We start from the raw sequence: 24622 nt of genomic DNA on the forward strand, positions 1-24622 counted from the left end.
GACAACCAGAACAACGCCATCTACCGCCTCCATCGTCACACACTCTGTGAATCAGGAAGCTCCATTCAGATCAATAGACTGATTGGGTTTGAGCCCTAGAGTTTCGTCCTGTCGTGTCGACTCACGTGCCGGAATTCCCGTCGCCAAATTGGATGTGCGGTCGAGCTATTAGCGCTTGCCATTGCGTCGTCATCAGTATGGGTGAACGATCCGTTTGGGACTACTTCATTTTCTCGCTGCCTCTTTGCATCATGCTGGCGGGAGGTGGGATACTCCTATCCCGCTCTGAGCACGTCCGCTAACGCCCAGTTGCAGTCGTTCGCGGTTGTGCACGACCTTCCTAAAACCGGTCGCTACAGCTATCGCAATGAAGGGATTGTGCCCCCCTTTTGGACAAACCCCGGATGCGGAAAAATATTCTGCACTTTGGCCGCAACAAGCCCGATGGTCGCATCGGTTTTGTTTACGTGCCCTACAGCGAAACTGGACCCATGAGCCGAGCGCAGCCGGGACAGATAGTGCGTGTCGAGGGGCGTGGGCCACCATGGATCGTCGTTGATGAAGTGCCCGCGTCGATCATCCTCGCAAAGTGGCCAGGTACCCTTTGGAGAGCTAAGATCGTCGAAGCCGCAACGGTTGACGACCAGCGCAGTAGGGGGGGACCTCCGCTGCCTTATGCGCGGTACACCCGTCGTATATCCGTCGAGATTCTCGAAAGGGAAGACCTGTCGGCGCTCTTCGGCGAGCATGGACAAGCGGTTCTGATGGTTTTGGACCGTGCGGCCGCCCTGACACGTGACCAAGCCATTCGATTGCCATCTGCCCGACATCCAGATGCGCCGGACGCGTATGACCGAACCTTTCGCCGCTGGGGCAACGCCGAAGGGATTTGCGAAGGCTATGACGAGAATCTCGATGGCACGTTGAAAATCGGTTCGATGCCCGCTGGATCACCAATCAACGAAGGATTGAGTCTGATCCATCTCACCGTCTTCCACAGGGCAAAGACCGTCGATGGGGCAAACGCCACATCCATCGACAAAGAAGGGGATGAGGACCTTGTTGAGCCTTGGGCTGGCGCAGGGGCCATGCTCTTGGACGCGGGACTTGCACTCGGTGCGCCAAACTTTGTCACAGCTGAAGATCGAGACATTCTCCTCGCTGGATGGCCAGCGTAAAAACGTCGGCCGCTTTAGACTTTGAGTTCCGAAAAGCAGCCGGACCGTTCTCCTTCCCAACCCGGTCGTTCCCGCTACGCGGTCGCTGGCGGGGAGGCGCATTGGGCGACCACATTAGTTGGGCGATCAACAGCCTACGCCTTCGCAACGATTAATGTATGATGTTGGCCAGATCCTGTCCCCGCAACCACCGATATAGAACTACAATCGCCGCCCTCACGGGCGGCGTTGTCGTTTGTGGCGAAGGCCAACAAGTCGGATACCCTCGCCACCACTTCCGCCTCCGGACCGCCCGGCTCGTCGGGAAAGATTGTCACGCTCTCGATGAGCGTCGAAAGCACCGCCGCTGCCTCGGTCCGGATCGACGCGTCGTCCAGTGATTGACGGAGCGAGGCGACCTTGCTCCGAAACTGCTCGACGAGTACCGGATGCGGCAAGAGGATCGCGGTAGGCTTGCTATCATTTCGAGCGCCTGCGCGCGTCTCCAGTCGCACCTTCTCGGCCTCGCGCTCGGCGATCATCGCCCGCAGCGCCGGGCTGGCGAGGCCGGCCAGCAGGTTCTGGTACAAATTATCGAGTTCGGTGGTGACCTGCTTCAAGCGCTGTTGCGCAGCGTCATGCTGGCCCGTGTCTTGGCGTGTCAGTTGCTGCAGTTCACGCTCGAACTCTTCTATGAACACGCGCACATTCTCGTCGGTCAGCAGATGCTCCTGGAGGATCGCCAGCGTCGCGGTCTCCAGTGGACCTTTGCGTACCGACACGCGGTTTCCGCACGTGCCGCGCTCCTTCTGCCCCGCGCAGCGGTAATAGTCCTTGCCGCTGATCGTGTAATTCGCACCGCAGCAGCTGCAGCGGATAAGGCCGGAGAGCAGATGCCGCGCGCGGTTCTGGCCGGCCGGCGAGGCTGCCTGTGGCGCACGCTTGCGGCGCTCGATCTCGGCGTGCGCCGCGTCGAACAGCGCGTCGTCAACGATGCGTAGCTCTGGCACCGCCACCTCGACCCATTCCCCACGATCGCGGAGCCGGTAGCGGCGTTCGCGCTTCTCGCTGTCCGGGTTCTTCCGCCATTGCCGGCGGCCCCAAACCAGCCGACCCGCGTAGAGCGGGTTGTTAAGGATGCCGACCAGCTTGGCTGGGTCACCGCGGATCGTCGAGGCGTTCCACTGCCCGCCACGCGGGCCGGGCACCCCTTCCTCGTTCAGGCGTGTAGCGATCTGAATGGAGGACAGCCCTGCGGCAAACCACGCGAAGATACGGCGGACCACCGCCGCCTGGCCTTGCTCGATCTCCAGCAACCCGCGCTGGGCCTCGCCCTTAGCATCGAGTCGGACCATGCGCTTGTAGCCATAGGCTCGACCTCCCGCGAAGCGCCCCGCGAGTACCGCGGCCTCCATGCCGCGTAGCGTCTTGTCAACCAGATGCTTGAGGAAGATCGAGCCGAGTAGGCCAGCGACGGCAAATTTGATCTCGTCGACATGTCCTTCGCTCACGGTGTGCAGTTGGACCCGGTGGTAGGCGAGCTTCTTGCCCAGCCAGGCCACGTCCTCGGCATCGCGCGCCAGCCGGTCGAGCGCCTCGCACACGATGATGTCGATCTCGCCCGCTTCCACCGCGCGCAGCAGCTGCCGGAGCCCGGGACGGTCACGCCGGTACCCCGACAATTCCGGGTCGAGCCACGTCGCTGTCACCGTGCCGCCAAGATAGCCGACCAGCGGCGCGCAGGACGCGACCTGATCGGCACTCGACGACGCCGACTGCATGGCGGTCGAGTGCCTGCCATAAAGTGCGATGCGGCGGTGCGTGGTCGTGAGCATGGCTTATTGTTTCACAGCTTTTGCCGCACGGGAATCCTGCATGCGCGCATGATGTTCGGCCGCTGCCTGTCGTGCCAGCAGGCGTACAAGCTCGGCGAACGCGTCTTGCGCATCGACAGGTTGTGCCAATATGATCCGGGCGACGGTCATGGCGACGTTTTGGGACGGCCGTCACGGCGCGTGCACGAAATTTACATACAGTCGCCATCATTGGTCTTTCATGAAGACGGAACGTCCCCCCGCCCGGATGCGACTGCCAGAAGGCTTCAGCCACCTGCGCGCCGACCTGGGGCAGATCCTCAAGGATCATCGTATGGGCGTTAAGGGCGTCGTGGGGCCGATCAGCCAGGACGCACTTGCCCTCAGCGTCGGGATTACGCGCGTGGCTTTGTCGCGGATCGAAAACGGACACACCTGGCCGCAGGGCTCCACGCTCGACCGGATCATGGAGCAGCTGGAGCTTGATTGGCCGCAGGTGGCGATCGCCGGTGACAGTGGCCGTCCAGCGCTCTTGTTCGACGGTAGCCTTCAAGGCACGCGTATGTATCAGCTTTGTCAGCGCCTGCGCGTAGAACGTAAATCGCTCGGCTGGTCCTTAGCCGAGCTTTCGCGGCGATCCGGCGTGTCCGCTTCCCAGCTTTCGCGCATCGAGCGAGCGCAGGGCGGAAGGTCAGGTGTCTTCACATGGCACCCGGGTGATCTCAACGTGCGGCCCGGGCACCGTCGCGTCGTCTTCGGTAATCCTGTGCTTGCCGACCTCGCCGCTGGCAGATTTGATTATGGGCCTGACCGAGAAAGCTGAGGCGCGTCAAGGCGTAGGTTTGTAACGGCGCGCGACTAACGTTATCAGGCGATGCGGAACGTCTGCATTTCTGGTGGATAGCGGCCCGGCCGCTTTCGGGCGGCGAATGTTGCAAGCAGCCGTTCGTTCATTTGATAGGGCAGGGGCCGAATTGGCCGATCTTGGTGGACTTTCGGGTCGCGGTCGGAGATAAAACGGACGTTTGTTCATGCGGCAGGGCGCGGGGGCGTGAACGCCCGTGTTGGACCGAAGCCGAGTTCGCCGCTTTCGGGGGGCTATCGGCGTAAGCTAACGTTCGTTCGGTTGAGCCAAAGTCGCTGTTCATGCCAATAGCCGTCGCAGCGTTCGGCTATCCTTCTCACGAGCTAATACCCTTGGCTAAAGGCGAGCGCTTAGGGTCTCATCCCCCCCCCCGGCCGGAACTGACCCGTTGTAACCAGATGTTTAGGGTGAGCGGCTATCCCCGGACTATGGCCGATCGATCATCAAAACCCGAATATCCGTCGTGGCGGGCAGAGGACGGACGTAAGGCCGTCCGGATAGCCGTAGATTGGTCGGCAACTGTCACAGCAGACAAGTTTGATACCCAAGCCGTGCGGATCAGTGACTGCACGCAATTGGGTTGTCGGATTGAGACCCGCTTGGCGGTTTCGGTTGGCACGTTCGTGGACGTTGCCATCCCGAATTTCGCCGATGTACCGGGCTGGGTTGCTTGGAGCAGTCCGGAAGCTATCGGAATTGACTTCTGCCATCCCCTCCCAAATCGCGTTCTCGAGTATATCGTAGAACGAAATGAGGCGATCTGACGGACAGGAAACGCCTGGCTTAGGCAAGAAAGGGGCCACAAAAGCCCCATCAGGCGATCAACCCCACCGCCCTCTCTTGGTCAGCGGCACCGATGGACTGACGTGGGCCCGCGGGACTTCGTCCATACTCAGGATAGGAGCGGGCAGATCCTCACGCGTAGCGTAGAGCCGACGCAGAATTATCGCGAGGTCCTCCTCCGTCAGCCCTGATGCGGGATCGATCACCAGTCCTTCAGGCATCGGCTCGACCCAAGCAGCGAGGCGATTGCACGCCGCGCCGAGTTCAGGATCTGCGCAATCATCAAAATCTGCCATGCCATGAGCATATTCCGGCTCCGCTGATTCGAGCAAGCTGAGCATGAACCAGCTCATCCCCCTTCATTGTCGGCATAGACTTGCAGAACGAGCTCGAAGCTCGCCAGCGCCTGCCGTGCCAGCGCTTCGACACGGTTCATAATTATTGCAGGGGTGTTGCGAGGATATCGTCGACTGCTAAGGCGACCCGGCGCCAATTCTCAGCTCCATCGCCCGAGGATAAAATATCTCCAAGGGATCTCAGCACATATCGTGCAGAATCGCTTCCATGAGTTGCGACGATTTCGCCTGCCTTCAGCCAAGCCTCGCGATCGGTCATATTTGCCCTCATCAAGAGCACCATTTCAGCTAAGAGCGCAGCAATTACGCCTCAACCTGTCCTAGCCCCTTTATCGTCGCTCGATACAATTTAGCCCGAGCCTGTATCAGAGCTGCAGCTTGGTCGGCGCCCTGTCCCACGACGATGCCGGCCGAGCCGGTCACCATTCCGATCCACTCCCCGCTTCCGCGCAATTTTAGGCGCCTGGTCGCGAATGCTGCAAGGACCTCCTCTGCAAGTAAGCGGGCGTTCGCCAGCGCGACATCGGTAACCACGATCATGAACTCGTTGCCGGTCCAACGGATGATCTCTTCGTTTTTCAAAACCTGCCGCAGGTTGGCGACGAATGCGCTTAGCACATTGTCACCTACAGGGTGACCGAAACGTTCGTTGATATTGCTGAGATCAGCGACGCTGAATATCATCATGACGTACGCACGATTCTGTTCGCCGAGCCGCGCAAAAAGAGGACGAGCCCCTTCGGAGGTCAATGCCTGCGTAGCTGTATCGCGTGTAGGATCTAAGCGTTGCTCGCTTAGCGATCCCAAATTGGCCTGTAGTTTAGCTACATCTCTGCGCAGATCGGCGAGTTCACGTTCAGCGTCGGTCAGTCGTGCCACTAGGGCGTTTGAATCTGGCCAGTCTTGGACCTCCACCGCCATGGCCGTGACGTCATCACTTAGGGATTTTGTCAGTAATTGCGCATCCGATGTCAATGATCCCAACTGGGTCGCATGGCTCTGGACAGCGTCTTCCATGCGCGCCGCGGTCCCGGATTGTATTGCTAAGAAGCACTGACTTAATTCGTTTAGAGACCTCGGCGTCAGCCTCAGTCCGCCATCCGTGTCAAGCGCTACAGCCCGCGCTAATGGCCCGTCTAGGTCGCTGACAACCTCTAGAGCGAACGCGTAGTTGGCCGTCGTGGGCTGAAGGTGGTGGGATTCCAGAAACGCCAAGGCAGCGTGTGCAGTACCAAATACATCTGACACTATTAATTACGCCTCTCTGTTGGCCATATCGACTTAACGCTGTATGATGCGGCATGTTGCATATTTGGCATCATAGATACGTTAAAACAACTGACCTGGATAAAGAGGAGCCAGAGGTCGGTTAGGAAGTCTGCGAGTGACCTTGAGCTCTTGATTGTCGAAATAGCTCCGCTAGGCTCTGAAAGCTCTGGGCCGAGGAGTATACGATGGGAAAGTTTATGATGCTGCCGGTGGCAACCATATTAATGGCTTCGGGTGCGGCGGCTCATCAAACTGCGCCTACCACGCCCCCTTCTGTCGTGGCAGCTGCCAAGCCGGTGACTGCGGAAAAGCCGATCTGTCGATGTGAAGAGACTACCGGATCGCGCTTTTTCTAAAAGGGTCTGCCATACCAAGGCGGAGTGGAACGCGATGGCCGCAGATGGTGTCGCAGCCCTGGAGGCAAGTCGGCGTCCACACTAATGAGTTGGTGAGGTCCGTATCGATGCCTGGGGCCCCCATCCTCAATCACTATAAAAGGGGCATTCAAAGGGGTATGATTGTAGCGGTAGAACAGCTTCTCAACCGTGCAATGATGTTTTTTAGCCGGTGCTACAGGCGCTCGTTGGCGCGAAACGGGGGGAATGGAAACCGGCCGGCCCTGCTGCAGCGATGTTGCTGGCAAATTCTGGCTGCAACCCTAACGTCCGCCGATGCTCATTCTCTACGCCCTGATGCTCGCCGCGATGCTCCAGCAGACCGCCGCGGAGACCGACCCGGCTGATGTCTCCGAGATCGATGCCGTTAGCTGCCGCCTGGACGTTCCCGGTTACATGCGCTTCGCCATGGCGATCGATGGCGAGGAGCAGCTCGCGCGGACGCGGGGATGGAAGAAGATCGCCTCGCCCAATTCGTTCATCGCCGAATATGACCTGCCGAAGCCGATTACCGTCGCGGGGTCATACAGCACGCGCCGGATCGCCTTTACCGGCGATGCCATCCTCGCGGTGCTCGACGTCGCGGACCCCGCCATCGTGGCGCGTGCCGAAAAGATCGACAACAGCATGTCGGCTCAGCCGATGATCGACGCGATGGTCGCCTCGGGTAAGGTGACCCGCGCCCAGGCGGAAGCCAAGTTCCCCTTTCGCAAGTTCCTGGGCGAGCGGATCATGACCGACGTCACCGAACCCGCGGGCAAGGACGGCTATGGCAGCCACATGGTAGTCGCCCGAACGATCTCCAACGTCACCACGCACCCCGGCAAGACACTCTACGGCTGCGCATATCGGTTCGATATGCTGGACAAGGATGGGACATCGCTGTGAGACGGAATTGGTACCGCGCGATCGTCGTCTCGCTGGCACTGGTCGCGCCGCTGCCGGCGTATGCGCAACCCTCCGGCATGGACAGCTTCATCGGCACGCTGTCGATCGAGCGAGGCGAGGTCATCCTCACCCGGTGCGATCTGGCGGCGTCGCGCTACCTGCTGCGCGACGTGCCGGGAGCTCAGGTGGTCGCCCGCTATCGCAAGGATGGTCGGCGCGCGTCTGCCGATGTGATGGGCAGCTATAGCAAGGAGGGTGATCGTAACGTCCTGACCGTTGCCGAGTTTCTTGACTATCAACCGGGCAAGTCGTGTCACCTGAGCGACGCACTGGATGCGCTCACTCCTGCCGATGCCCCCTCGACGCAGGGCACGCCTGCCGACGCGCGTGCCAACGGCGGCCACGCTACACCTGCCGTGCTCGTTGGCCATTATTACCTCATGGGTGTGATGGAGACCGGATCCGAGCTGTTGCTGCGGCCAGACGGCCAATTCGACTGGGCGTTGAGTTACGGTGCGCTGGACCAGGAGGCGCAGGGCATGTGGCACGTCGAGCGCGACGAGGTCGTGCTCGTGGCGTCCGCACCAAGCGCGCAGAAGCCGCTCTTCTCCTACTTGTCCACCGCGCCGTGGGATGAGGAGACCGAAAACGAACGTCGGCGGTACCAGCGCAGCGAGATCGAGGCCACGATCCGCGCCCGCTGCCCGATCTTCCCCGAACCATTTGTTTCCGCGACGCCTCTGACGACCGCCGACAATGCCCCCGCGCCGTCCACGACAATCCTTCAACAGCGCGCCGCCACGGCATTGCGCGCTGCGAACGTTGCCAGGACGAATGCGGAGCTCCTGGCTGCTCGACTGATGTCAGATGGTCCGTCGACCGGGGCAGAGCCAGCTGCCCCGCAGGTGCGACAGGCATTGTCCGATTGGCAGGATGCGCGCGCGCTGGCGATCGAGGCCGCACGTGCGGCAGGCTTGCCGGAACCCACGCTAGCCGATCCGACGCTGCCCGCGGCGTGCACCATGTCGCCAGCCGACGCGGCCGAAAGCGGTACCGCGCGAACCTCCCCGGGCGTGGCGATCAGGATCTTCGATCCCGCGTCGGACCAGCCCGCGCGCAACCTCCCCGTCACGCTGCACTTTGCGAATGGCACTAAGGAGAAGCTGGTCACCGGCAGGAGCGGCTTTGCGTTCGCCCCGCGCGGCGCAACGAAGGCCGTCAGCCTTACCATTCACACCGAGGCGCCGATTGCGAGTGACATGACGATCACCTTCGCACCGCTGCAACACGGGATCGTCCGGATCGGCTTTGATCGGCAGCAACTAATGGCGCGGCCGTTCGACACGTTGCGCCTGCGCATCGCGGGTACCGCGCTGTTTATCGAGGGCGCCAAGGGACGGTACGAGCGCCAGCCGTAGAGCAAAATGGCGATGAATTGACCCGCGCCTAGCTCGGTTCGTGCTGAGCCTGTCGAAGTACCGTTTTCCTATGCTGCTGCGGCGAAGAGAAGGGCATGGCTTCGACAGCATAGGCGCGAACGGCTCATCGTAATATCATCATGCTCTAAGCGGTTCTCCGACCACGTTGCATTACCGTCATCGCCCTTCGGGCGCCCGCTTTGCGGCGGGCCGCTTTCAACACAGTACAGCGTTGCTCGTCGATGCTTCAGCATCGCGCCCTCCTCCCGCCTCGTACCGTGCCGAAATCGCCTCCGTGCCAGTGATCCAACCTGATCGGAAATCGCTCTAACTGTTGAATTGACAACCGAACGACCGTGACACCGGGAACAGTCGGCTTTCGACCGGTCCCATCCTAAAAGCGCCTGGTATCAAAGCTCCGATGTCGGCCACTGCGGATCACATGAGCGAACGACCGGTTTCGGGAAGGCGTCGGTGCCAACTACATAACGAGGATTGGACGTATTTAACTTCAAAAAAGTACCCATCGGGGCGGAGGTCAGATCAATTAACGTTCGTTATTTCGGGGAGATCTGAAATGATCGGCCAGTTCCATTTTGCGTCAAACTGCGAAGGCTACCTGGCGGAAAAAGCTTCGGTCCGCGTTCGTTCTCAACATTTTATGAACCCTTTGTTGCTAATGAAGGTCGTTAAGGGACCGAAAAAATGTTCGAGTGGCTACCTGAATTCAGATTGCGCCGAATGCCGGCGTCGGACACGTTTCTTCTTGAGCAATATGCCGCGTTGCGCCGCCAGATTCCCTTAATGTACGGGCTGATGTTCATCAACGTCCTGTTTCTCGGCATAGAGTCTTTTCGTGACGTACCATTCGGGATGAGTTTTGGTATACCGATCCTGTTATCGGTTGCGATTGCTGCGCGCGCGCTTCTCTGGGTCCGACGCAGATCGATTATCGCGCAACCTGACCAGATTCGGCGCTATCTTCGCGGCACTATCATCACGGCTACACTTTTGAGCCTAGTTTTCGGAACGTGGGGGTCGTTGCTGTTTTCTGAAGCTGAACCCATCCGCAGCGTATCAATTTCGCTCTACGTGTTTGTAGGAGCGATTAGTTGTTGCTTCTGTCTGCAAGCACTTCCGAGTGCCGGCTATATGGTCTTGCTGTTCGGCGTGATGCCTGTCACGACTCGTCTGTTTATAGCGTCGGATTGGTCGCTGTTCAGTGTTGGCGCAAATTTCCTGATCGTCGCCATACTGATATTGCGGACATTGGCTACGAACCACGCAGGCTTCAGGCAAGTGCTACAGTCTCGCGCTGACATGCTGGTCGAGCAACAGCGCGCGCAAGCCGCAGAGCTTGCGGCGCAGAAAATGGCCTACGAAGATGTGCTGACTGGCCTAGCAAACAGGCGTGCGCTTACCGAGCATCTTGATGGATTTCTCTATCACAGTGCGCCGCGGAGTCAGATGTATCTTTTCATGATCGATCTGGACTTGTTCAAGGGCGTGAACGATGCGTACGGGCATGGTGCTGGAGACCAACTTTTAGTTGCAGTTGCGACGCGGCTTCGCATGCTCGTGATCCCTACCGGTAATGTCTACCGACTTGGTGGCGACGAGTTTGCCGTCACGTTCCAGCTTGATGGTGACGGCATCGGTCCCGCGAACGTCATGGCGGATAAGCTCGTCCGTGAAATGGCTGCATCGTTTCCGATCGACCGGTTCTTCCACCATATCAGCGCTAGCATCGGGATCTCCTGTTTCCCTACCGATGCCGCGAGCCGTGAAGCGTTGATGCAGCACGCGGACATCGCCTTGTATGAGGCAAAATCGGGTGGTCGTTCGCAACATCGCTTTTACAAGCCGGTCATGGGAGAGGCGCTGGTGGCTCGCGCTGTGCTTGAGCGTGAGATCCGCGTGGATTTTGGTACAGAGGCCTTCCGTCCATATTATCAACCGATCGTAGATCTGGCGTCTGGCAATATCGTTGGTTTCGAAATGCTTGCTCGGTGGAACCGCGCCGACGGCATTATGGTTGAGCCCGGTCGCTTCATCCCGATTATTGAGGAGTGCGGGCTGATCGATGAGCTCATGTTGCAACTCCTCGAACGGGCGTGCCTTGACGCCAATAAATGGCCGTCCGAACTGACTATCGCGATAAACCTATCACCGATCCAGTTTCGCGACCCGTGGCTGTCGGAAAAGATATTGGCAGTGCTAACACGGCAGGGCTTCCCGGCGCGCCGTATTTGCCTCGAAATCACCGAAAACGCCCTCATTTCTGATCCTGCTTCGGCCCAGCGGATCATCGAGTCGTTGAAGAACCAGGGAATTTCTCTTGCTCTGGACGACTTCGGCACCGGGTTTTCGTCTATTCAGCATCTCCGGATGCTGCCTTTCGACAAACTTAAGATCGACCGTTCGTTCGTTTCCAACGTCGATACCGATAGCGCCGCTCACCGTATGGTTTCGGCGATCATTCGGTTGGCAGAAAGCTTAGAACTACGTGTGGTCGCTGAAGGCGTCGAAAACGCCTCCGTGCGTGATATCCTGCGCGAGCTCGGCTGCCAGGAAGCGCAAGGGTACCTGTTAGGCATGCCGTTGAGTGCAAGCGAGACCGATGAAATACTCAATCACAGGAGGGGCTTGGCCTTAGCGATATCTGACAAGCGCGAGTTTAGTAAGCACGCCTTACGAGGGCCCAAATTAACATGGATAGATGTTTGAAGCCGGTAGGCGGAGCGCTTTTTAACAGTCGATGATGGATCACGGCATGCGCGAAGCAGGTTGCCGGCTCCCGCTGGTGCCGCCCCCCGTTTTGTCAATATGAACGACCGGCAAAAGTTGGGACGACTGGCGAGCGCGTTGAACGACCGATTGTGGGTCCTGCCGTACTCGCCATCCTCAACCGCTCCCGAGTATCCGATCCGCGGTACGCAGGCTCAGCGCCATGATCGTCAGCGCGGGGTTGGCGCCGAGTGAGCTCGGGAAGACCGAATTGTCACAGATCCACAGATTGTCGATCGCGAAGCTGCGGCCCCACGGATTGACGACCGCGGTATCGCCGCTCTCGCCCATCCGGCAGGTGCCGATGGTATGCGCGGCGCGCGGCAGGGTGACGATGTCGTGGGCGCCCGCCGCCTGCCAGATCGCGGTCATCGTCGCGATCGCGTGTTTGTCGATCGCCTGCTCGTTGGCGCCATAGCCGAACGTCACCCGCGCCTTGGGGATGCCGAACGCGTCGGTTTCGTCAGCAAGCACCAGTCGGTTGTCGTCGCTTGGCAGGCATTCGCCGTTGATACCGATGCCGGCCAAATGGAGGTATTTGTCCATCACGTCGACCAGCTCCTGGCCCCAGCGCCCGCCGCCGCGCGCGAACGACGTCGCCAGCGTGACGGGCTGAACGCCGAGGCTCTGCATAAGGTAGCCGCCCGCGAAATCGGCACCGTCTGGGCGCAGCATGTCCTCACTGATCAGCGACGAGGGATAGCCGCGGTTGCAGCGCATCTCGGCATCGAATCGACCCCAGACCTGCGTCGCGACATGCGCCATGAAGTTGCGGCCGACCTGACCGCTCGCATTCCCGATCCCCATGTGGAGCAGCAGGCGCGGGGTCTCGACGCCGCCTGCGCTGAGCACGACCGCGGCGCACCGCTGACGGTGCTCCTGCCGGCCGTTGCGGTAGACTACCGCGACGATCCGGCCGGCGGCGTCGCGCTCGACCCCGGTCATCCGGCAGCCGGGGCGGATCTCGGCGCCGGCGGCGACCGCGAGCGGGAGATAGGTGGTATCCATCGACGCCTTCGCGCCGTTGCGGCACCCCTGATGGCAAGCGCCGCAATTGACGCAGGCCTGACGCAACCCGCCGCCTTCCTGCCGCCAGTCGCGCGAGACCAGCGCAGCGGGGGCGTCGGTCGCGGTGATGCCTACCGCGGCGCACCCCGCCGCCATCGCATCGGCGGGCGCATTGCGCTTGACCGCGGGCAGTTGATAGCGGCGGGCCGCGTCCCACGGGTAATCGGCGGGGCCCGAAACGCCAATGAACGCCTCGACCTGTTCGATGTAGCGGATCAGCTCGGCGTGCTCGATCGGCCAGTCTTCTCCTTGGCCGGTCAGCGTCTTTAGGCGCAGATCGCGCGGATCGGGACGAGGGCAGAACGCGCCCCAGTGCAGCGTCGACCCGCCAACGCCGGTGCCGCTGTTGTTGCCGCCGAACGCCTGCGGCATTGCGCCGTCGCTCAGCCGCTCGTCGATCCAGTAGATGTCGCTCGCCGCGAGTTCATCCGGCGTGTGCCGTTGGGGTTCGCCGTTGGGGCCGGCTTCGAGCGCGACCACCTTCAGCCCGGCCTTGGCGAGGCGGGCCAGCAACGGTGCGCCGCCGGCACCGGTGCCGATCACCACGACATCGACGACATCGGTCTCGGCATAGGCGCGCATCTGGTCAAGGTTCATCGTGCGGGCTCCCAGCCTTCGCGTTCGTCGGCGGCGGTCAGCGCATAGCCCTGCTTGCGGACGCCATCGCCACCAATGGCAAAGCCGTCATAGCCGACCCGCGCCATCGTTGCCGGATGCGCGAGCCACAACCGCACGGCGTCGGCGCGAACGTCCTCGAACCACAAGGTCATTTGCTCGGGGGTAAGCGGGGTCTTGGCGGACCAGTCGGCGGCTTCGATCGTGTGGAGCAGGGCGTCGCGGTCTTCACCAGCGAGTTTGGCGAAAGCCCCGTTCGCAAGTGTGTCGAGCGTGTCGAGCCCTGCGCGATAGGCGTCGGCGTCGACGGGAAGCGCGGCGAACCGCCAGCCATCGCCTTCGCCGCCCGCGAGTTGCGTGTCGATCCGCGCGGCGAGGTCGATGCCGTGCTGCGGGATCACGCGGTCGACGAGCGCGCGCAGGGTTTCGAGTTGCTTCGCCGACACGATCTTGGGTTGATAGTCGGGGTCGTCTGCGATCGCGCGTTCGGCCAGCGTCGCGCGGGTGCGCGCGCTCACGCGGTCGGAGGCGATCAGGCGTTCATAGTCGGCGGGGATGCTCGCTGCACCGACGGCGTGCGCGTGATCGCGGATCAGGTGGGCGACGCTGTCCGGCTGTTCGAACGGGAGAAGATGCGCGGCGCCGGCGATGCTCTGGAACCGGGCGTGGGTATAATGCGGCACGTTGAGCTTGCGCTGGTTCGCCTCGCCCAGATCGCCGTCTTCGGCGCCGGCGATGATCACGGCAGGGGTGTTGAGCGTGCCGACCTGATCCGACCAGTCCTCGCGATAGCCCTGTTCGAGCCATGCTCGCCATGCCTGGGGATTGGCGCGCTGAACGTCGGCGACGGCGGCGTCATAGACAGCAGGCGGCAGCGGGGCGGCGATGTTCTGGTCGACGAAGTCGCGGGCGTCTTCGATACCGACTGGGCCCTGCTTCACCCAGTCGATCATCGTCGTGCGGCGTTCGTCGTCGATCGGCTCGGGCGAGGGGGGCGACGCGGCCATAAGCACTACGCCGGCCAGCCCGGAGAGGCGTCCCGCTTCTGATCGCTGCGCGAGAATCGTCGCGATCTTGCCGCCCATGCTGTGGCCGACGAGCATCCATCGGTCCGCGTTTTCCGCGCGGATCTGTTCGGCGATGGTGTCGGCCATCTCCTCCACCGTGAACCCGGTCGCGTCGGACGCATCGCCGAAGCCGTTCAGGTCGAGCGGTCGGCAGTCGAACGCGCCGAGTCGCGCGATCACCGCGTCCCACGACCGGGCGCTGCCGCCCAGCGCATGCAGGAAGAACAGCGTCGGGCGCATCACGCCGCGTCCCATGCGGCCTCCTTTTTGAGCGCGATCTCGTCGTGGTTGCCGCAGGTCATCACGGCCTGCTCCTTGCCGTCCTCCTTCAGGAAGACTGCGAAGTCGCCAGCGGCCACATCGCCTTCGATGCGGCGGTCGTCGGGTTTGGCTACGTGACCAACATAATGGAGGCTGGTGTCATACTGCCCGGTCCAGAAGAACGGTGTGTCGCCATAGCCGCCGGTGACTGCGCCGAGCAGCGAGCGCGCCAGCCATTGGCCCTGCCGTTGCGCATGGACCCAGTGCTCGACGCGGATCGGGTGGCCGAGCCTTGGGTCGGCATAGCTCGCGATATCGCCGATCGCGTAGATACCGTCGGCCGAGGTCCGTAACTGCGCATCGACCGAGACGCCGCCGCCAGCGTCCTTTTCTGCGATCTTCAGCCCTGCCGCCTTGGCGAGGTCGATCCGTGGTTCGACACCGACGCCGACCACGAGCAAGTCGCCTTCGATAGCCGTGCCATCGTCGAGCATCGCGGTGTGGCCGTCGTACTGCGCGAGTTCGCAGTCGAGGTGGAAGGTCACGCCCTTCTCCTCGTGGAGCGCCTGCACGAACTTACCGACTTCCGGCCCTGCGACCTTGGCGAGCGGTACGCTGTCCCTGGCGATCACCGTCACCGAAAGCCCGGCTTGGGTAAGCGATGCGGCGGCCTCGAGCCCGATGAAGCTCGCGCCCAGCACGATCGCGCGCTTCGCGTCCTTTGCCGCGGCTTTGACTGCGTCAGCGTCGGCAAGCGTGCGCAGCACGAACACGTTATCCGCGGCCTTCACGGTGTCCGGCGTGACCGGCGTCGCGCCGGTGGCGAGGATGAGAACGTCGTAGGGGACGCGGTCTTGGTCGGCGGTGACGACAGCGTGACCTTCTACGTCGATCGACGCGACAGCAACGCCGGTCCGGACGTTCGGCGCAGGACCGCGACCCAGGCCGGGTTCGGGGAGTGCGGTATCGTCCCGCTCGGCATCGCCTGCGAGATAGTCCTTCGAAACCGCGGTCCGGTCATAGGGCGCATCGGCGTCGTCGGACAGGATCGTGACGTCGCCGCCGAGACCCGAGCGTGCGAGCATGTCGGCGCAGGCGTGCCCCGCCGCACCGCCGCCGACGATGACGACCTTGCCGATCGACCGGGTCGACGGGGTGGCCCGCGTCTGCTCCTCCTTGCCGGTAATGGTGACGACGCCGTCCTTCTCGACCACGGTGAACGTGTCGAGCGGCGCGAACGCAGGGGCGGCGACAGCCTCGCCGTCACTGAGCGAAAAGCGCGCGTGGTGCCACGGGCAGCGCACTGTCCCGTCGATCACGAGGCCGGTTTCCAGCGGTGCGCCCTGATGGGTGCATTTGCCAGCGAACGCGCAGACCTTGCCGCGATGCCGGACCAGAATAACGTCCTCGCTGCCGAATGATCCCGCGACCGGTTTGTCGTCGTGCAGGTCCGCTGCGGGCATGCCCTTGCCGAGATCGATCGTTGCCATGTTCCAAATCTCCCAAATTCCGGAGTGAACGATGCAAATCGACATCCGGTGCCGTGGAAATTCGTTCTCGGTGAGCAGCTTCGACTGCAAAAGTGCTTTGCATCAACGATTACCAAGCTCGCCAAGTAAGATGATTCGCGCTCGGAAACCGTCTGCTACAACAATCGTGCTTAGAACCGCTTCTGGGCCTGCTAGCTGGGGCAAGCGGATCACCGACCCCTCTGCTCTGGTAATAGCGGCTGACGCTGGCCCAATCGTGGCGTCCTGAAAGCCTTGGTGCACCATAGATCCTATGGCCACCTCAGCTGACTGCGGACGTGCAGCCGGCTGAGGTTTAGCCATCAGAATCAGGAAATTGGAACCCCGCCGGTCACGGCCACGACATTACCGGACATGTAGCTCCCCTCCGCCGACGCGAGCATCACATAGGCGGAAGCGAGTTCGCCTGGCTGTCCAGCGCGGCCGAGCGGCGTGTTCTGGCCGAGCGTTTCCAGTTCCTCCGGTGACTTGGCGATCGGCTGGATTGGCGTCCAGATCGGGCCTGGCGCCACCGCGTTTACGCGAATGCCTTCGCCGGATAGAAGGTTGGACAGGCCCACCGTCAGGCTAGAGATAGCGCCCTTGGTTGCTGCGTAGACAATCATGTTCTTGCCAGCGACCTTTGCCTGTTCGCTGGTCGTGTTGATGATCGCCGAACCCGGCTTCATGTGCGGCGCTGCTGCCTTGGCCAAACGGATCATGGCAAAGACGTTAGCGGCGAACGCGGCCTGCATCTCGTCGTCGTCGATGCTATCAAGGCCCTCGTTCATTGTCTGAGCGGCAGCGTTGTTGACGAGCACATCGATGCCACCGAGTTCCGCGATCGTACGCTCAACCAGGGTTATGCAGTGATCCCGGTCGCGAAGATCGCCCGGAAGCAAAACACAACGTTGCCCCGCCTTTTCTACCCACGTCAGTGTCTCTTCGGCGTCGGCTTGCTCGTCGGCAAGGTAGGAGATCGCAACGTCGGCTCCCTCACGGGCATAAGCAATCGCCACTGCCCGGCCGATACCGGAGTCCCCTCCGGTTATCAGCGCCACCTTGCCCTTCAGCAGGCCCTTGCCGACGTAGCTCTCCTCGCCGTGATCGGGTTTGGTTCGCATCCTCGCCGTCAAACCGGGTCTTGGCTGCCGCGGCTCATCAGGAAAACTTGTCGGCTGGCTGGTACGCGGATCGTCGGTCATAGCGGTTCCTGCTAGTGGCTATCAGCAGCAAACGGCTCAGGAGGAATAACGTGCCGGGCGGCCGCACGTGACGACGGCATCCCGTCGGTGTCAGCGTTTCACCGGTTGCCAGCGATAAGCAGTGCCGGCCTTGACGATCTGGCCGAGCCCTGGGAACGGAAAATGCGGGCTGAACACATGTTCGCCGCTCGCTGCCAACTTGGCCAGCTCGGCCGTCCGCCGCTGGCGCCCCTGCTCGCCGTCGGTGTCGTAGCCGATGATCCATTCGGGCCTGGCGAGAGACACGATAGCGCTATGAGCAGTGTCGCCCATGTCGAGTAGCTTCTGGCTGTCTGACGTGATTTCGTAGCCGCTATGGCCGGGCGTGTGCCCCGCCAGCGGGACCGCGCGGATACCCGGGATCACGGCCGCGCCAGGATCAAACGGCATGACCTTCGGCGTGATCGTCGCGACTAGCGCGGCATTGTCGGGCTGGCTCTGCATGAACGCCCATTCGGCGCGCGTCATACGGATCGTCGCGTTGGGAAACGCCAGTTTGCCGTCGGCGCTCGACAGGCCGCCGACATGATCGCCGTGCGAATGCGTGATGAGGACGTCAGTAATGTCCGCCGGCGATACTTTGGCGAGCGCCAGGCTCTGCATCAGGACGCCACCAACCTTGGGGCCCAGGCCAGTGTCGATAAGGACCATACGTCCCGGCATGCGGACAAGCAGCGCATCGACACCGAGCGATAGCGCGTCGGTTGGCGCGCCTGCTTTCCGCAATATATCCGCGACAGCTGCCGGGCCTTCCTTCTTGCCGAACACGCTGCCGTCGTTCGGAACGCGGTTGATCATGTCCCGCAAGGCCACAGTACGCATCGAGCCGATGCTGAACGGCACCGCCGCAGGCGCGATCGGCACTGGCTTTGCCAGCACCGTCGCCCCCAAGAATACGGCAACTCCGAGCGCGGCTATCGAACGAAGGGTCATCTACATTCCCATGATGATTGTTGGATATCGTAAGGAACGTGGCGGGTTCAGTGACTTGAGACAACTTGATGAAGTACCCGGTCTTACCGGTAAGGCCGATGGGGCTACTGCTTCACTGACCGTCGGCGATTGCTGTCTCAGGCGGGCGCCAGGCTTTGGAACGCCGCGATAAGAGCCTGTTCGTTGATTGGCTTGTCGAGAACAACCATCGATGGCCAACTTACGTGGCATGCCTCGCGCGTGCCAGTCACGAAGATCACGGGCGTCGGCCCATGCTCCAAGATGATGGCTTCCACCGCGGCAGGGCCGGTACCGGCTGAGAGATTGACGTCGGACATTATGATCGAAGGAGGCCGCAATCTGGCGGCATCGATTGCCTCCTCTTGAGAGGCAGCCTGATCGAAGGATGTGCCGCCAGCCCGTTCGATCAGCTGGATGATGTGATCGGCGATGAGGAAATCATCCTCGATGACGAGCACATGGCACATATGACAAATCCCGATAAGCTGAGCTTTTAACCATTGTGCTCACGCAATGGGCCCGCCACGGCGTTAATAAATGTCAGACAAGGTTGAAAGCCTAGATCGGCGCTTCGATCACGAAGCGAATACCCTCAGGCAGATATTGGATCTCCGCCTTGCCGCGGATGTGGCGTGACAAGACGCGCTCAATCATTCGCGTACCAAATCCAATACGTGTTGGCGTTGCAACGATAGGACCATCCTGCTCCGTCCAGGAGAAGGTAAGCCGGCGTTCCGTTGCATTGCCGTTTAGGTCCCAGCGTATGGTCACCTGGCCCTCCGGTACCGAAAGGGCGCCATATTTGATCGCATTGGTCGCCAGCTCGTGCAGCGCCATCGACAACGCAAGTGTCACTTCCGGGGTCAGCCGTATCGTCGGGCCGACAGCGGAAAAACGTCGACCGTTGCTGTCCATGAACGGCGCGAGCACCCGCTCGACGATCTCACCGATCGCCGCGCCTTCGATCTCGTCCTTGAGCAGCAGTTCGTGGGCAGACGCTAGGCTGGCGATGCGGCCCGATACCGCATCCCGAGCCTCAGCGAGGGACGCAGCATCGCGTAGCGTCTGACTGACAACGGCACTGACTGTCGCAAGCGTGTTTTTCACGCGGTGTGTCAGTTCATGGGCCAGAACCGAACGTTGCTCCTCGGCGAATTTGCGCGCTGAAACATTGCTCGAAAAGCCCGAAACCGCCAACGGAGTGCCATCCGCACGGCGCTGCAGCGAGCCTTGGGAATGGATCCAGCGTTGCTCGCCTTCAGGCGTCAATATACGGTATTCGACGTTATACCGCGTGCCATGCTCGACAGCGCTGTTCAGCGAGTTCGTGAGGAGGTCTCGATCCTCTGGATGGACGCATGCCAACATACTTTCTATCGACAACTTTTCGCCGACAGGCCGGCCAAAGTTCGTCAGGCAACTTGGCGAGTAGCTGAGCCGCCATTCTGGCAGGTCGATGGTCCAAGTGCCCAGTCCGCCAGCATCGAGCGCAAGTGCCAGGCGGGCCTCTCGTTCGGCTAGCGCAACTTCGCGCTTCGCAAGCTCGGCACTCAGCGTGTCGCGGTCGCGTTCCAACTGCAACAGCCCGTGCCGCTCGATCGTGACATCGAGCTGGGATGCCACGAAGTAGCGTAGGCTGCCGGTCGCGTCATGCACGGGCGCGACCATGAGGCGGTTCCAGAACGGCGTGCCATCACGACGGTGATTCAGGAGGTCGATATCGATCGGCTTACGGAGAGCAATTGCGTCCTTCATGCGTTGGACGTCGGCCTGATCGGTCAACGGTCCCTGCATGAAACGGCAGTTCCGGCCAACGACCTCGACTGCCGAGAACCCCGTCAGAGCCTCGAACGCACGATTGACGTAAACCAGCGGGTTGTCCGGTAGCGTTGGATCGCTGACGACCATCGGCGTAATGCAGTGATCGAACGCCGCAACGAAGGGGTCATGTTCGTTGAGGCGGGACGCAAAGGCGTCGACAGCCTCGCGTACGACACCTGAGGCATCGTACGGTCGAATAGGCGAAGGTGGGAGTGGCTGACGGTCCAAAGCGGGAACGTCCTAGCGGTAAGACGTTGATGGATCAACGTAATCGAATTTATGTATAACTTCTGTCATCTGTCATCCCACTTCGTGAGGCCGTGGATTGTCGCTTATCACCCGGAAATCAGGGACTGGTCTGGGACCACTCTGCGGCAAACGCGGGCGCAGCAATGAAGCTCGCTGGCTGCGGGGATACGGGCGGTGGATCGCAGACACCCTCTTCGATGTAGCGCATTGCGGACATCAGACCATTCCGGGAGAAGGGCTTGGGTATGACGCCATGGCCACCGGCAAAGTCGGCTGGGATCTTGAGCGGGTTTGCAGTGACGAAGACGACTATCGCGCCCGCCCATCGCTTCCTGATCAACGCGCAGACATCTAGGCCGCTGGTGCCTTTCGCAAGCTGTATGTCAACAAAAGCCAGGTCCGGATGGAGATCGCTTGCCAGGTCTTCAACTTCGTAGAGAGACGCGGCCTCGCCGACGACACGGTGACCGGCGTCTTCGATCATCGCTTCAATATCCATCGCCAAAAGAGCTTCGTCCTCGACGATCAGCACATTCAACGGCGGTTGGGCACGTGCATTCATTAATCGTCCACCGGGAATGAGAGAGATACACGAACACCGGGGGCGGCGTCAGACCACACGACGTCGGCCCTGACTTGCTTGGCGAGGCGGGAAATAAGCATTTTGCCAATGCCGTCCGGCTGAACGTCATTGCTGGCAATCCCATGCCCATCATCGGTGATTTCGATCAGGGCATTATTGCCTTCTAGGGCGGTGCGGACGGAAATCGTACCGGCTCGCTCGTCGGCAAATGCATGCTTGGTGGCGTTGGTCGCTATTTCGTTGAGGATCAACCCAAGCGATGCCGCCTTACTGGACGGCACCTCTATTTGCGAAATTTTCGAAACAAGCTTGATGTCGTCGCGTCGGCTGGCACCAACGACGTCGCTGATTAGATTTTCGGTAAACGCCCCGACATCGAACCGGGTGACGTCGTCCGACTGATAAAGACGGCGATGCACTGTCGCCAGCGCATCAACCCGTTCGAGCATGGTTTCAAGTTTTGATGAAACGGCCGGGTCTGATATGCTACGCGCCTGCAAACGCAGAAGCGAACCGATCATCGTAAGATTGTTCTTTACGCGATGGTCGACTTCGTGAAGCAGCAGAGTTTTCGCATCTAGCGCGGCCTCGAGGTCTGACGTGCGCGCCTCGACCTCCTGTTCGACCAATAACTTTTGCTTTGAAATTATAGTCTGCGCTTTGACACGGTCAGTAACATCAAGCTGGGAGGCGAAGAAGAATACAACCTTGCCGGCGTCATTGCGTACAGGGCTCAGGTACAACGCGTTCCAGAACGCAGATCCATCCTTTCGATAGTTTAGAAGGTCCACGGCAATGTCGGTCTGGGCGTCGATTGCCTGACGCACCTTAGTCACTTGCTCTCGGTCAGTGTCGGGCCCCTGCAGGAAGCGGCAGTTACGGCCGATGATTTCACTTCGGTCATAACCCGACAGCGTTTGAAAGGCTTCGTTACAGAAGACGATCGGGTTATCGGTCTGCGCGGGGTCCGTAATGACCATAGGCATTCGGGTAGCCCGAACAGCCGCGGCAAAAGGGTCCGCTCGTCCGTGCTCGTAATCGAGTGCTTCCGTCAGATGCCAATCGTCCCGCTGCTTCATCACGCCTCCGTGGAGCGTGCCGACCAGCCGAACTCCGTGCCGGGACTAAATCGTTTTGATCGTTTTCCGTTCCGCTGAGAGATCGAGTTCGTCTCACTCAGGCATGACCATTGGGCGGCATGGCTTGCGCGTACAAAGCCTCTTTGAGATCGAAAATCTGCGCCCCGTCTGCAGGCTGGAAGCTGAACGAATGGCAGACATGGGGAAAGCGGAAATGGCTCGTGAGTGTCCGCCTGTGGGTCAGCCTGACTTAGCTACGAACATCGGCACCCCCGAACACGACCTGATTTCGCACTGTCGGCTCGAACAGGCCGTAAAGGAATGGCTGGTTGCCGCTGCTCGCATCGTCGAGCGCGGCGCGCTGCTCCGGCGGCAGATGCAGATCGAGCGCCGCAACGTTGTCAGTGACCTGTTCGGCTCGGCTCACGCCCATCAAGGTGGATGCGACGCCAGGTCGGCCGACTACCCACGCCAGGGCAACACGCGCGGGCGTCTCACCAAGCTCTCCGGCGACGCGCTTGAGCACGTCGAGAATTCGCCAGTTCCGGTCGGTGAACAGCGTGTCCCCAAACGGGTTGTCGCCGTCGAGCCGCTTGTCATCCTGGGGCCGCGTCGTTGCCGTCGTATCGCCGCGATTGGGGACGCCACCCTGCCGCCGCGGCGCTGCCTCAACCGCGGCGCGATCATATTTCCCGGTCAGCAGCCCGTAGGCGAGGGGGCTCCACGGCACGAACCCCAACCCGGCCGATAGCGCGAGCGGGACATGCTCGTTCTCCACGCTACGCTCGACCAACGAATAGAAATACTGGAGCCCGATCGGCCCTGCATGTCCCTGCATCCGTGCCAGCGTCGCGAGCTCGGCGACATACCAGGCCGGCGTGTTGGACATGCCCCAATAGCGGATCTTGCCCGCCGCGATGAGGGCGGTCATCGTCCGCAGCACTTCCTCGGCCGGGGTAATCCCGTCCCACACATGCACCCAGTAGAGATCGATGAAATCCGTCCGAAGGCGGCGCAGAGAACCGTCGACCGCGGCCAGGATGTGCCGGGCGCCGTTGCCACCGGCATGAAAGCCGCGCCCGGTCGCAAAGCCGGATTTGGTCGCGATCACGGTCCGGTCGCGGAGAGAGCGTTCGGCAACGAAGGCGCCGACCATTTCCTCTGATCGTCCACCGGCATAGACGTCGGCCGTATCGATGAAATTGCCCCCGAGTTCGGTGTAGCGATCGAACACCGCGCGGCTGCCGGCTTCGTCCAGCCCCCAGCGCGGCGTGCCGAAGGTCATGGTCCCGAGCGTCAGAGGGCTGACGAGGAGACCGGAGCGGCCAAGCGAGCGATAGGTTTCGAGGGTCATCAAAAAGCGTCCTGCACTGTGTCCAGTCCAAGATGGACGCAAAGACGCCGGAGGATTAGACGGGCTGTGGCGCATGGGTCGCTGAAGGATATTCAGCAATGGATCGCGATCTTTGGTCCGGACTCGCGGTGTTCGCAGCGATCGTTGAGGCGGGCAGCTTCGCGCGGGCGGCAACGCGTCTCGGCCTGTCGGCATCCGCGCTGAGCCATGCGATGCGATCGCTCGAAACGAAGATCGGCGTCCGCCTGCTCGACCGGACGACCCGCTCGCTCGCGCCGACTCCGGCGGGCGAAGCCCTGCTACTCCGTCTGAAACCAGCGATCGAGTCGGTGGAAACCGCGTTGGGCGACCTGGACGGCGATCGCGGGAAGCCGGTCGGGCGCATCCGCGTCAGTGCGCATCGTCCTGCCGCGCTTTATGCGATCTTGCCCCGCCTTGCCGATTTTGCGCGCACCTATCCTGCGGTGGCTGTCGAGCTTGTCGTCGAGGACGGCCTCGTCGATATCGTCGCCGATCGGTTCGACTGCGGTGTGCGGCATGCGATGACGCTGCAGGCGGACATGATCTCGGTCCCCATCAGCGGTCCTGTTCCCCTCGTCTATGTCGCCTCGCCGATCTACCTCGCCGATCGCGTCCCGCCCGCCGCGCCGGACGATCTCGAGGCGCACCGTTGCCTGTGTTACCGGCACACCTCGTCGGGGATCGTGCACCGCTGGGAATTCGAACGCGACGGGCGTGCGTTCGAGCGCACCATCCTTGGAGACTTCGTCACGAACGACGTCGACGTGATGCGCGACGCCGCGGTGGCCGGGCTCGGTATCGCTTGTCTGCCGATACCGCACGCGGAGCGGCAACTGGCCCATGGGACGCTCGTCGAGGTGCTTGCCGGTTGGGCGCCGACCCTGCCGCCAAACCACCTCTATTATCCAAGCCGGCGTCAGCCGACTGTTGCGTTCCGAGCCTTTGTCGACGCGATGCGCGTCTAGTCCCGGCGTCGGGCGAGGCTGTCATGAGCGCCGATCGTATCTACGGTCGGTAAGGCCGCCCTATAACAGCCGCATCGACTATGAATGAACGTCTGGAATTC

At 61.4% G+C, this 24622-nt stretch carries 20 protein-coding genes; 6 read left to right on the forward strand and 14 right to left on the reverse strand.

Annotation, left to right across the window (positions count from 1 at the left end):
- Nucleotides 1–404: 404 nt before the first annotated feature.
- Entirely contained in the window at nt 405–1178 is a 774-nt protein-coding gene (locus tag ASF09_RS04610; protein ID WP_060525150.1) for a hypothetical protein, read from the forward strand.
- A 134-nt stretch (nt 1179–1312) separates the two neighbouring features.
- Here the strand turns inward: ASF09_RS04610 and ASF09_RS04615 are convergent, their stop codons facing one another.
- A complete protein-coding gene (locus ASF09_RS04615; protein ID WP_060525151.1) occupies nt 1313–2992 on the reverse strand; it encodes a recombinase family protein in 1680 nt (559 codons plus the stop codon).
- Nucleotides 2993–2995: 3 nt separating this feature from the next.
- Complete coding sequence (locus ASF09_RS20145; RefSeq protein ID WP_156359215.1) at nt 2996–3142, reverse strand: hypothetical protein; 147 nt, start codon at nt 3140–3142, stop codon at nt 2996–2998.
- Nucleotides 3143–3212: 70 nt separating this feature from the next.
- On the opposite strand from ASF09_RS20145, the gene ASF09_RS04620 reads away from it, so the two are divergent.
- Nucleotides 3213–3794 carry a helix-turn-helix transcriptional regulator gene (locus ASF09_RS04620; protein WP_162237229.1) on the forward strand — a complete coding sequence of 194 codons (582 nt, stop codon included), beginning with the start codon at nt 3213–3215 and terminating at the stop codon, nt 3792–3794.
- 863 nt (nt 3795–4657) lie between these two features.
- Here the strand turns inward: ASF09_RS04620 and ASF09_RS04625 are convergent.
- Nucleotides 4658–4972, reverse strand: coding sequence for a hypothetical protein (locus ASF09_RS04625; RefSeq protein WP_060525153.1), 315 nt, complete (start codon nt 4970–4972; stop codon nt 4658–4660).
- Nucleotides 4973–5278: 306 nt separating this feature from the next.
- Nucleotides 5279–5992 (reverse strand): GGDEF domain-containing protein, encoded by a 714-nt coding sequence (locus ASF09_RS04630; RefSeq protein WP_156359216.1) that lies wholly within the window; start codon nt 5990–5992, stop codon nt 5279–5281.
- A gap of 923 nt (nt 5993–6915) precedes the next feature.
- On the opposite strand from ASF09_RS04630, the gene ASF09_RS04635 reads away from it, so the two are divergent.
- From ASF09_RS04635 to ASF09_RS04645, 3 genes are all read left to right on the forward strand, one after another.
- The gene (locus ASF09_RS04635; protein ID WP_060525155.1) at nt 6916–7527 is read left to right on the forward strand and encodes a hypothetical protein; all 612 of its coding nucleotides are present in this window, start codon (nt 6916–6918) and stop codon (nt 7525–7527) included.
- Nucleotides 7524–8945: a hypothetical protein gene (locus ASF09_RS04640; RefSeq protein ID WP_060525156.1), complete on the forward strand. Its 1422-nt coding sequence runs from the start codon at nt 7524–7526 to the stop codon at nt 8943–8945. The genes ASF09_RS04635 and ASF09_RS04640 overlap by 4 nt, the downstream gene beginning before the upstream one ends.
- 705 nt (nt 8946–9650) lie before the next feature.
- Nucleotides 9651–11672: a putative bifunctional diguanylate cyclase/phosphodiesterase gene (locus tag ASF09_RS04645; protein ID WP_082444080.1), complete on the forward strand. Its 2022-nt coding sequence runs from the start codon at nt 9651–9653 to the stop codon at nt 11670–11672.
- A 177-nt stretch (nt 11673–11849) separates the two neighbouring features.
- On the opposite strand, the gene ASF09_RS04650 is transcribed toward ASF09_RS04645, so the two are convergent.
- The 10 genes from ASF09_RS04650 to ASF09_RS04695 all read right to left on the reverse strand — a co-directional run bounded on the left by ASF09_RS04650 (nt 11850) and on the right by ASF09_RS04695 (nt 23535).
- Nucleotides 11850–13397, reverse strand: a complete 1548-nt coding sequence (locus tag ASF09_RS04650) for a GMC family oxidoreductase (RefSeq protein WP_235529619.1) — start codon at nt 13395–13397, stop codon at nt 11850–11852.
- Nucleotides 13394–14737 carry an alpha/beta hydrolase gene (locus ASF09_RS04655; protein WP_200912520.1) on the reverse strand — a complete coding sequence of 448 codons (1344 nt, stop codon included), beginning with the start codon at nt 14735–14737 and terminating at the stop codon, nt 13394–13396. Before ASF09_RS04655 ends, ASF09_RS04650 begins: the two co-directional genes overlap by 4 nt.
- Nucleotides 14722–16233 carry an FAD-dependent oxidoreductase gene (locus ASF09_RS04660; RefSeq protein WP_060525157.1) on the reverse strand — a complete coding sequence of 504 codons (1512 nt, stop codon included), beginning with the start codon at nt 16231–16233 and terminating at the stop codon, nt 14722–14724. The genes ASF09_RS04655 and ASF09_RS04660 overlap by 16 nt, the downstream gene beginning before the upstream one ends.
- Before the next feature lie 347 nt (nt 16234–16580).
- On the reverse strand, nt 16581–17456 hold the full coding sequence (locus ASF09_RS04665; protein WP_056476130.1) for an SDR family oxidoreductase: 876 nt from the start codon (nt 17454–17456) through the stop codon (nt 16581–16583).
- Nucleotides 17457–17546: 90 nt separating this feature from the next.
- Nucleotides 17547–18428, reverse strand: coding sequence for an MBL fold metallo-hydrolase (locus tag ASF09_RS04670; protein ID WP_060525158.1), 882 nt, complete (start codon nt 18426–18428; stop codon nt 17547–17549).
- 137 nt (nt 18429–18565) lie between these two features.
- Nucleotides 18566–18916 (reverse strand): response regulator, encoded by a 351-nt coding sequence (locus tag ASF09_RS04675; RefSeq protein WP_060525159.1) that lies wholly within the window; start codon nt 18914–18916, stop codon nt 18566–18568.
- 91 nt (nt 18917–19007) lie between these two features.
- Nucleotides 19008–20498: an HWE histidine kinase domain-containing protein gene (locus tag ASF09_RS04680; RefSeq protein WP_060525160.1), complete on the reverse strand. Its 1491-nt coding sequence runs from the start codon at nt 20496–20498 to the stop codon at nt 19008–19010.
- 118 nt (nt 20499–20616) lie between these two features.
- Nucleotides 20617–21081: a response regulator gene (locus ASF09_RS04685; RefSeq protein WP_060525161.1), complete on the reverse strand. Its 465-nt coding sequence runs from the start codon at nt 21079–21081 to the stop codon at nt 20617–20619.
- A complete protein-coding gene (locus tag ASF09_RS04690) occupies nt 21081–22181 on the reverse strand; it encodes a histidine kinase dimerization/phosphoacceptor domain -containing protein (protein ID WP_060525162.1) in 1101 nt (366 codons plus the stop codon). The genes ASF09_RS04685 and ASF09_RS04690 overlap by 1 nt, the downstream gene beginning before the upstream one ends.
- A 250-nt stretch (nt 22182–22431) precedes the next feature.
- A complete protein-coding gene (locus ASF09_RS04695; protein WP_060525163.1) occupies nt 22432–23535 on the reverse strand; it encodes an aldo/keto reductase in 1104 nt (367 codons plus the stop codon).
- A gap of 98 nt (nt 23536–23633) precedes the next feature.
- Between ASF09_RS04695 and ASF09_RS04700 the strand changes: the two genes are divergently transcribed.
- Nucleotides 23634–24521 carry a LysR family transcriptional regulator gene (locus tag ASF09_RS04700; RefSeq protein WP_060525164.1) on the forward strand — a complete coding sequence of 296 codons (888 nt, stop codon included), beginning with the start codon at nt 23634–23636 and terminating at the stop codon, nt 24519–24521.
- Nucleotides 24522–24622 lie beyond the last annotated feature (101 nt).

This window comes from Sphingomonas sp. Leaf242 (genome assembly GCF_001422045.1).
GTDB lineage: Bacteria > Pseudomonadota > Alphaproteobacteria > Sphingomonadales > Sphingomonadaceae > Sphingomonas.

Bases quoted from the DNA above. Each gene is read 5' to 3' on its own strand.
- ASF09_RS04700 (WP_060525164.1), top strand. From the start codon at position 23,634: ATGGATCGCGATCTTTGGTCCGGACTCGCGGTGTTCGCAGCGATCGTT.
- ASF09_RS04630 (WP_156359216.1), bottom strand. From the start codon at position 5,992: ATGGAAGACGCTGTCCAGAGCCATGCGACCCAGTTGGGATCATTGACA.
- ASF09_RS20145 (WP_156359215.1), bottom strand. From the start codon at position 3,142: ATGACCGTCGCCCGGATCATATTGGCACAACCTGTCGATGCGCAAGAC.
- ASF09_RS04610 (WP_060525150.1), top strand. From the start codon at position 405: ATGCGGAAAAATATTCTGCACTTTGGCCGCAACAAGCCCGATGGTCGC.
- ASF09_RS04625 (WP_060525153.1), bottom strand. From the start codon at position 4,972: ATGAGCTGGTTCATGCTCAGCTTGCTCGAATCAGCGGAGCCGGAATAT.
- ASF09_RS04645 (WP_082444080.1), top strand. From the start codon at position 9,651: ATGTTCGAGTGGCTACCTGAATTCAGATTGCGCCGAATGCCGGCGTCG.
- ASF09_RS04660 (WP_060525157.1), bottom strand. From the start codon at position 16,233: ATGGCAACGATCGATCTCGGCAAGGGCATGCCCGCAGCGGACCTGCAC.
- ASF09_RS04615 (WP_060525151.1), bottom strand. From the start codon at position 2,992: ATGCTCACGACCACGCACCGCCGCATCGCACTTTATGGCAGGCACTCG.
- ASF09_RS04665 (WP_056476130.1), bottom strand. From the start codon at position 17,456: ATGACCGACGATCCGCGTACCAGCCAGCCGACAAGTTTTCCTGATGAG.
- ASF09_RS04690 (WP_060525162.1), bottom strand. From the start codon at position 22,181: ATGAAGCAGCGGGACGATTGGCATCTGACGGAAGCACTCGATTACGAG.
- ASF09_RS04620 (WP_162237229.1), top strand. From the start codon at position 3,213: ATGAAGACGGAACGTCCCCCCGCCCGGATGCGACTGCCAGAAGGCTTC.
- ASF09_RS04635 (WP_060525155.1), top strand. From the start codon at position 6,916: ATGCTCATTCTCTACGCCCTGATGCTCGCCGCGATGCTCCAGCAGACC.
- ASF09_RS04650 (WP_235529619.1), bottom strand. From the start codon at position 13,397: ATGAACCTTGACCAGATGCGCGCCTATGCCGAGACCGATGTCGTCGAT.
- ASF09_RS04685 (WP_060525161.1), bottom strand. From the start codon at position 21,081: ATGAATGCACGTGCCCAACCGCCGTTGAATGTGCTGATCGTCGAGGAC.
- ASF09_RS04695 (WP_060525163.1), bottom strand. From the start codon at position 23,535: ATGACCCTCGAAACCTATCGCTCGCTTGGCCGCTCCGGTCTCCTCGTC.
- ASF09_RS04670 (WP_060525158.1), bottom strand. From the start codon at position 18,428: ATGACCCTTCGTTCGATAGCCGCGCTCGGAGTTGCCGTATTCTTGGGG.
- ASF09_RS04675 (WP_060525159.1), bottom strand. From the start codon at position 18,916: ATGTGCCATGTGCTCGTCATCGAGGATGATTTCCTCATCGCCGATCAC.
- ASF09_RS04655 (WP_200912520.1), bottom strand. From the start codon at position 14,737: ATGGGACGCGGCGTGATGCGCCCGACGCTGTTCTTCCTGCATGCGCTG.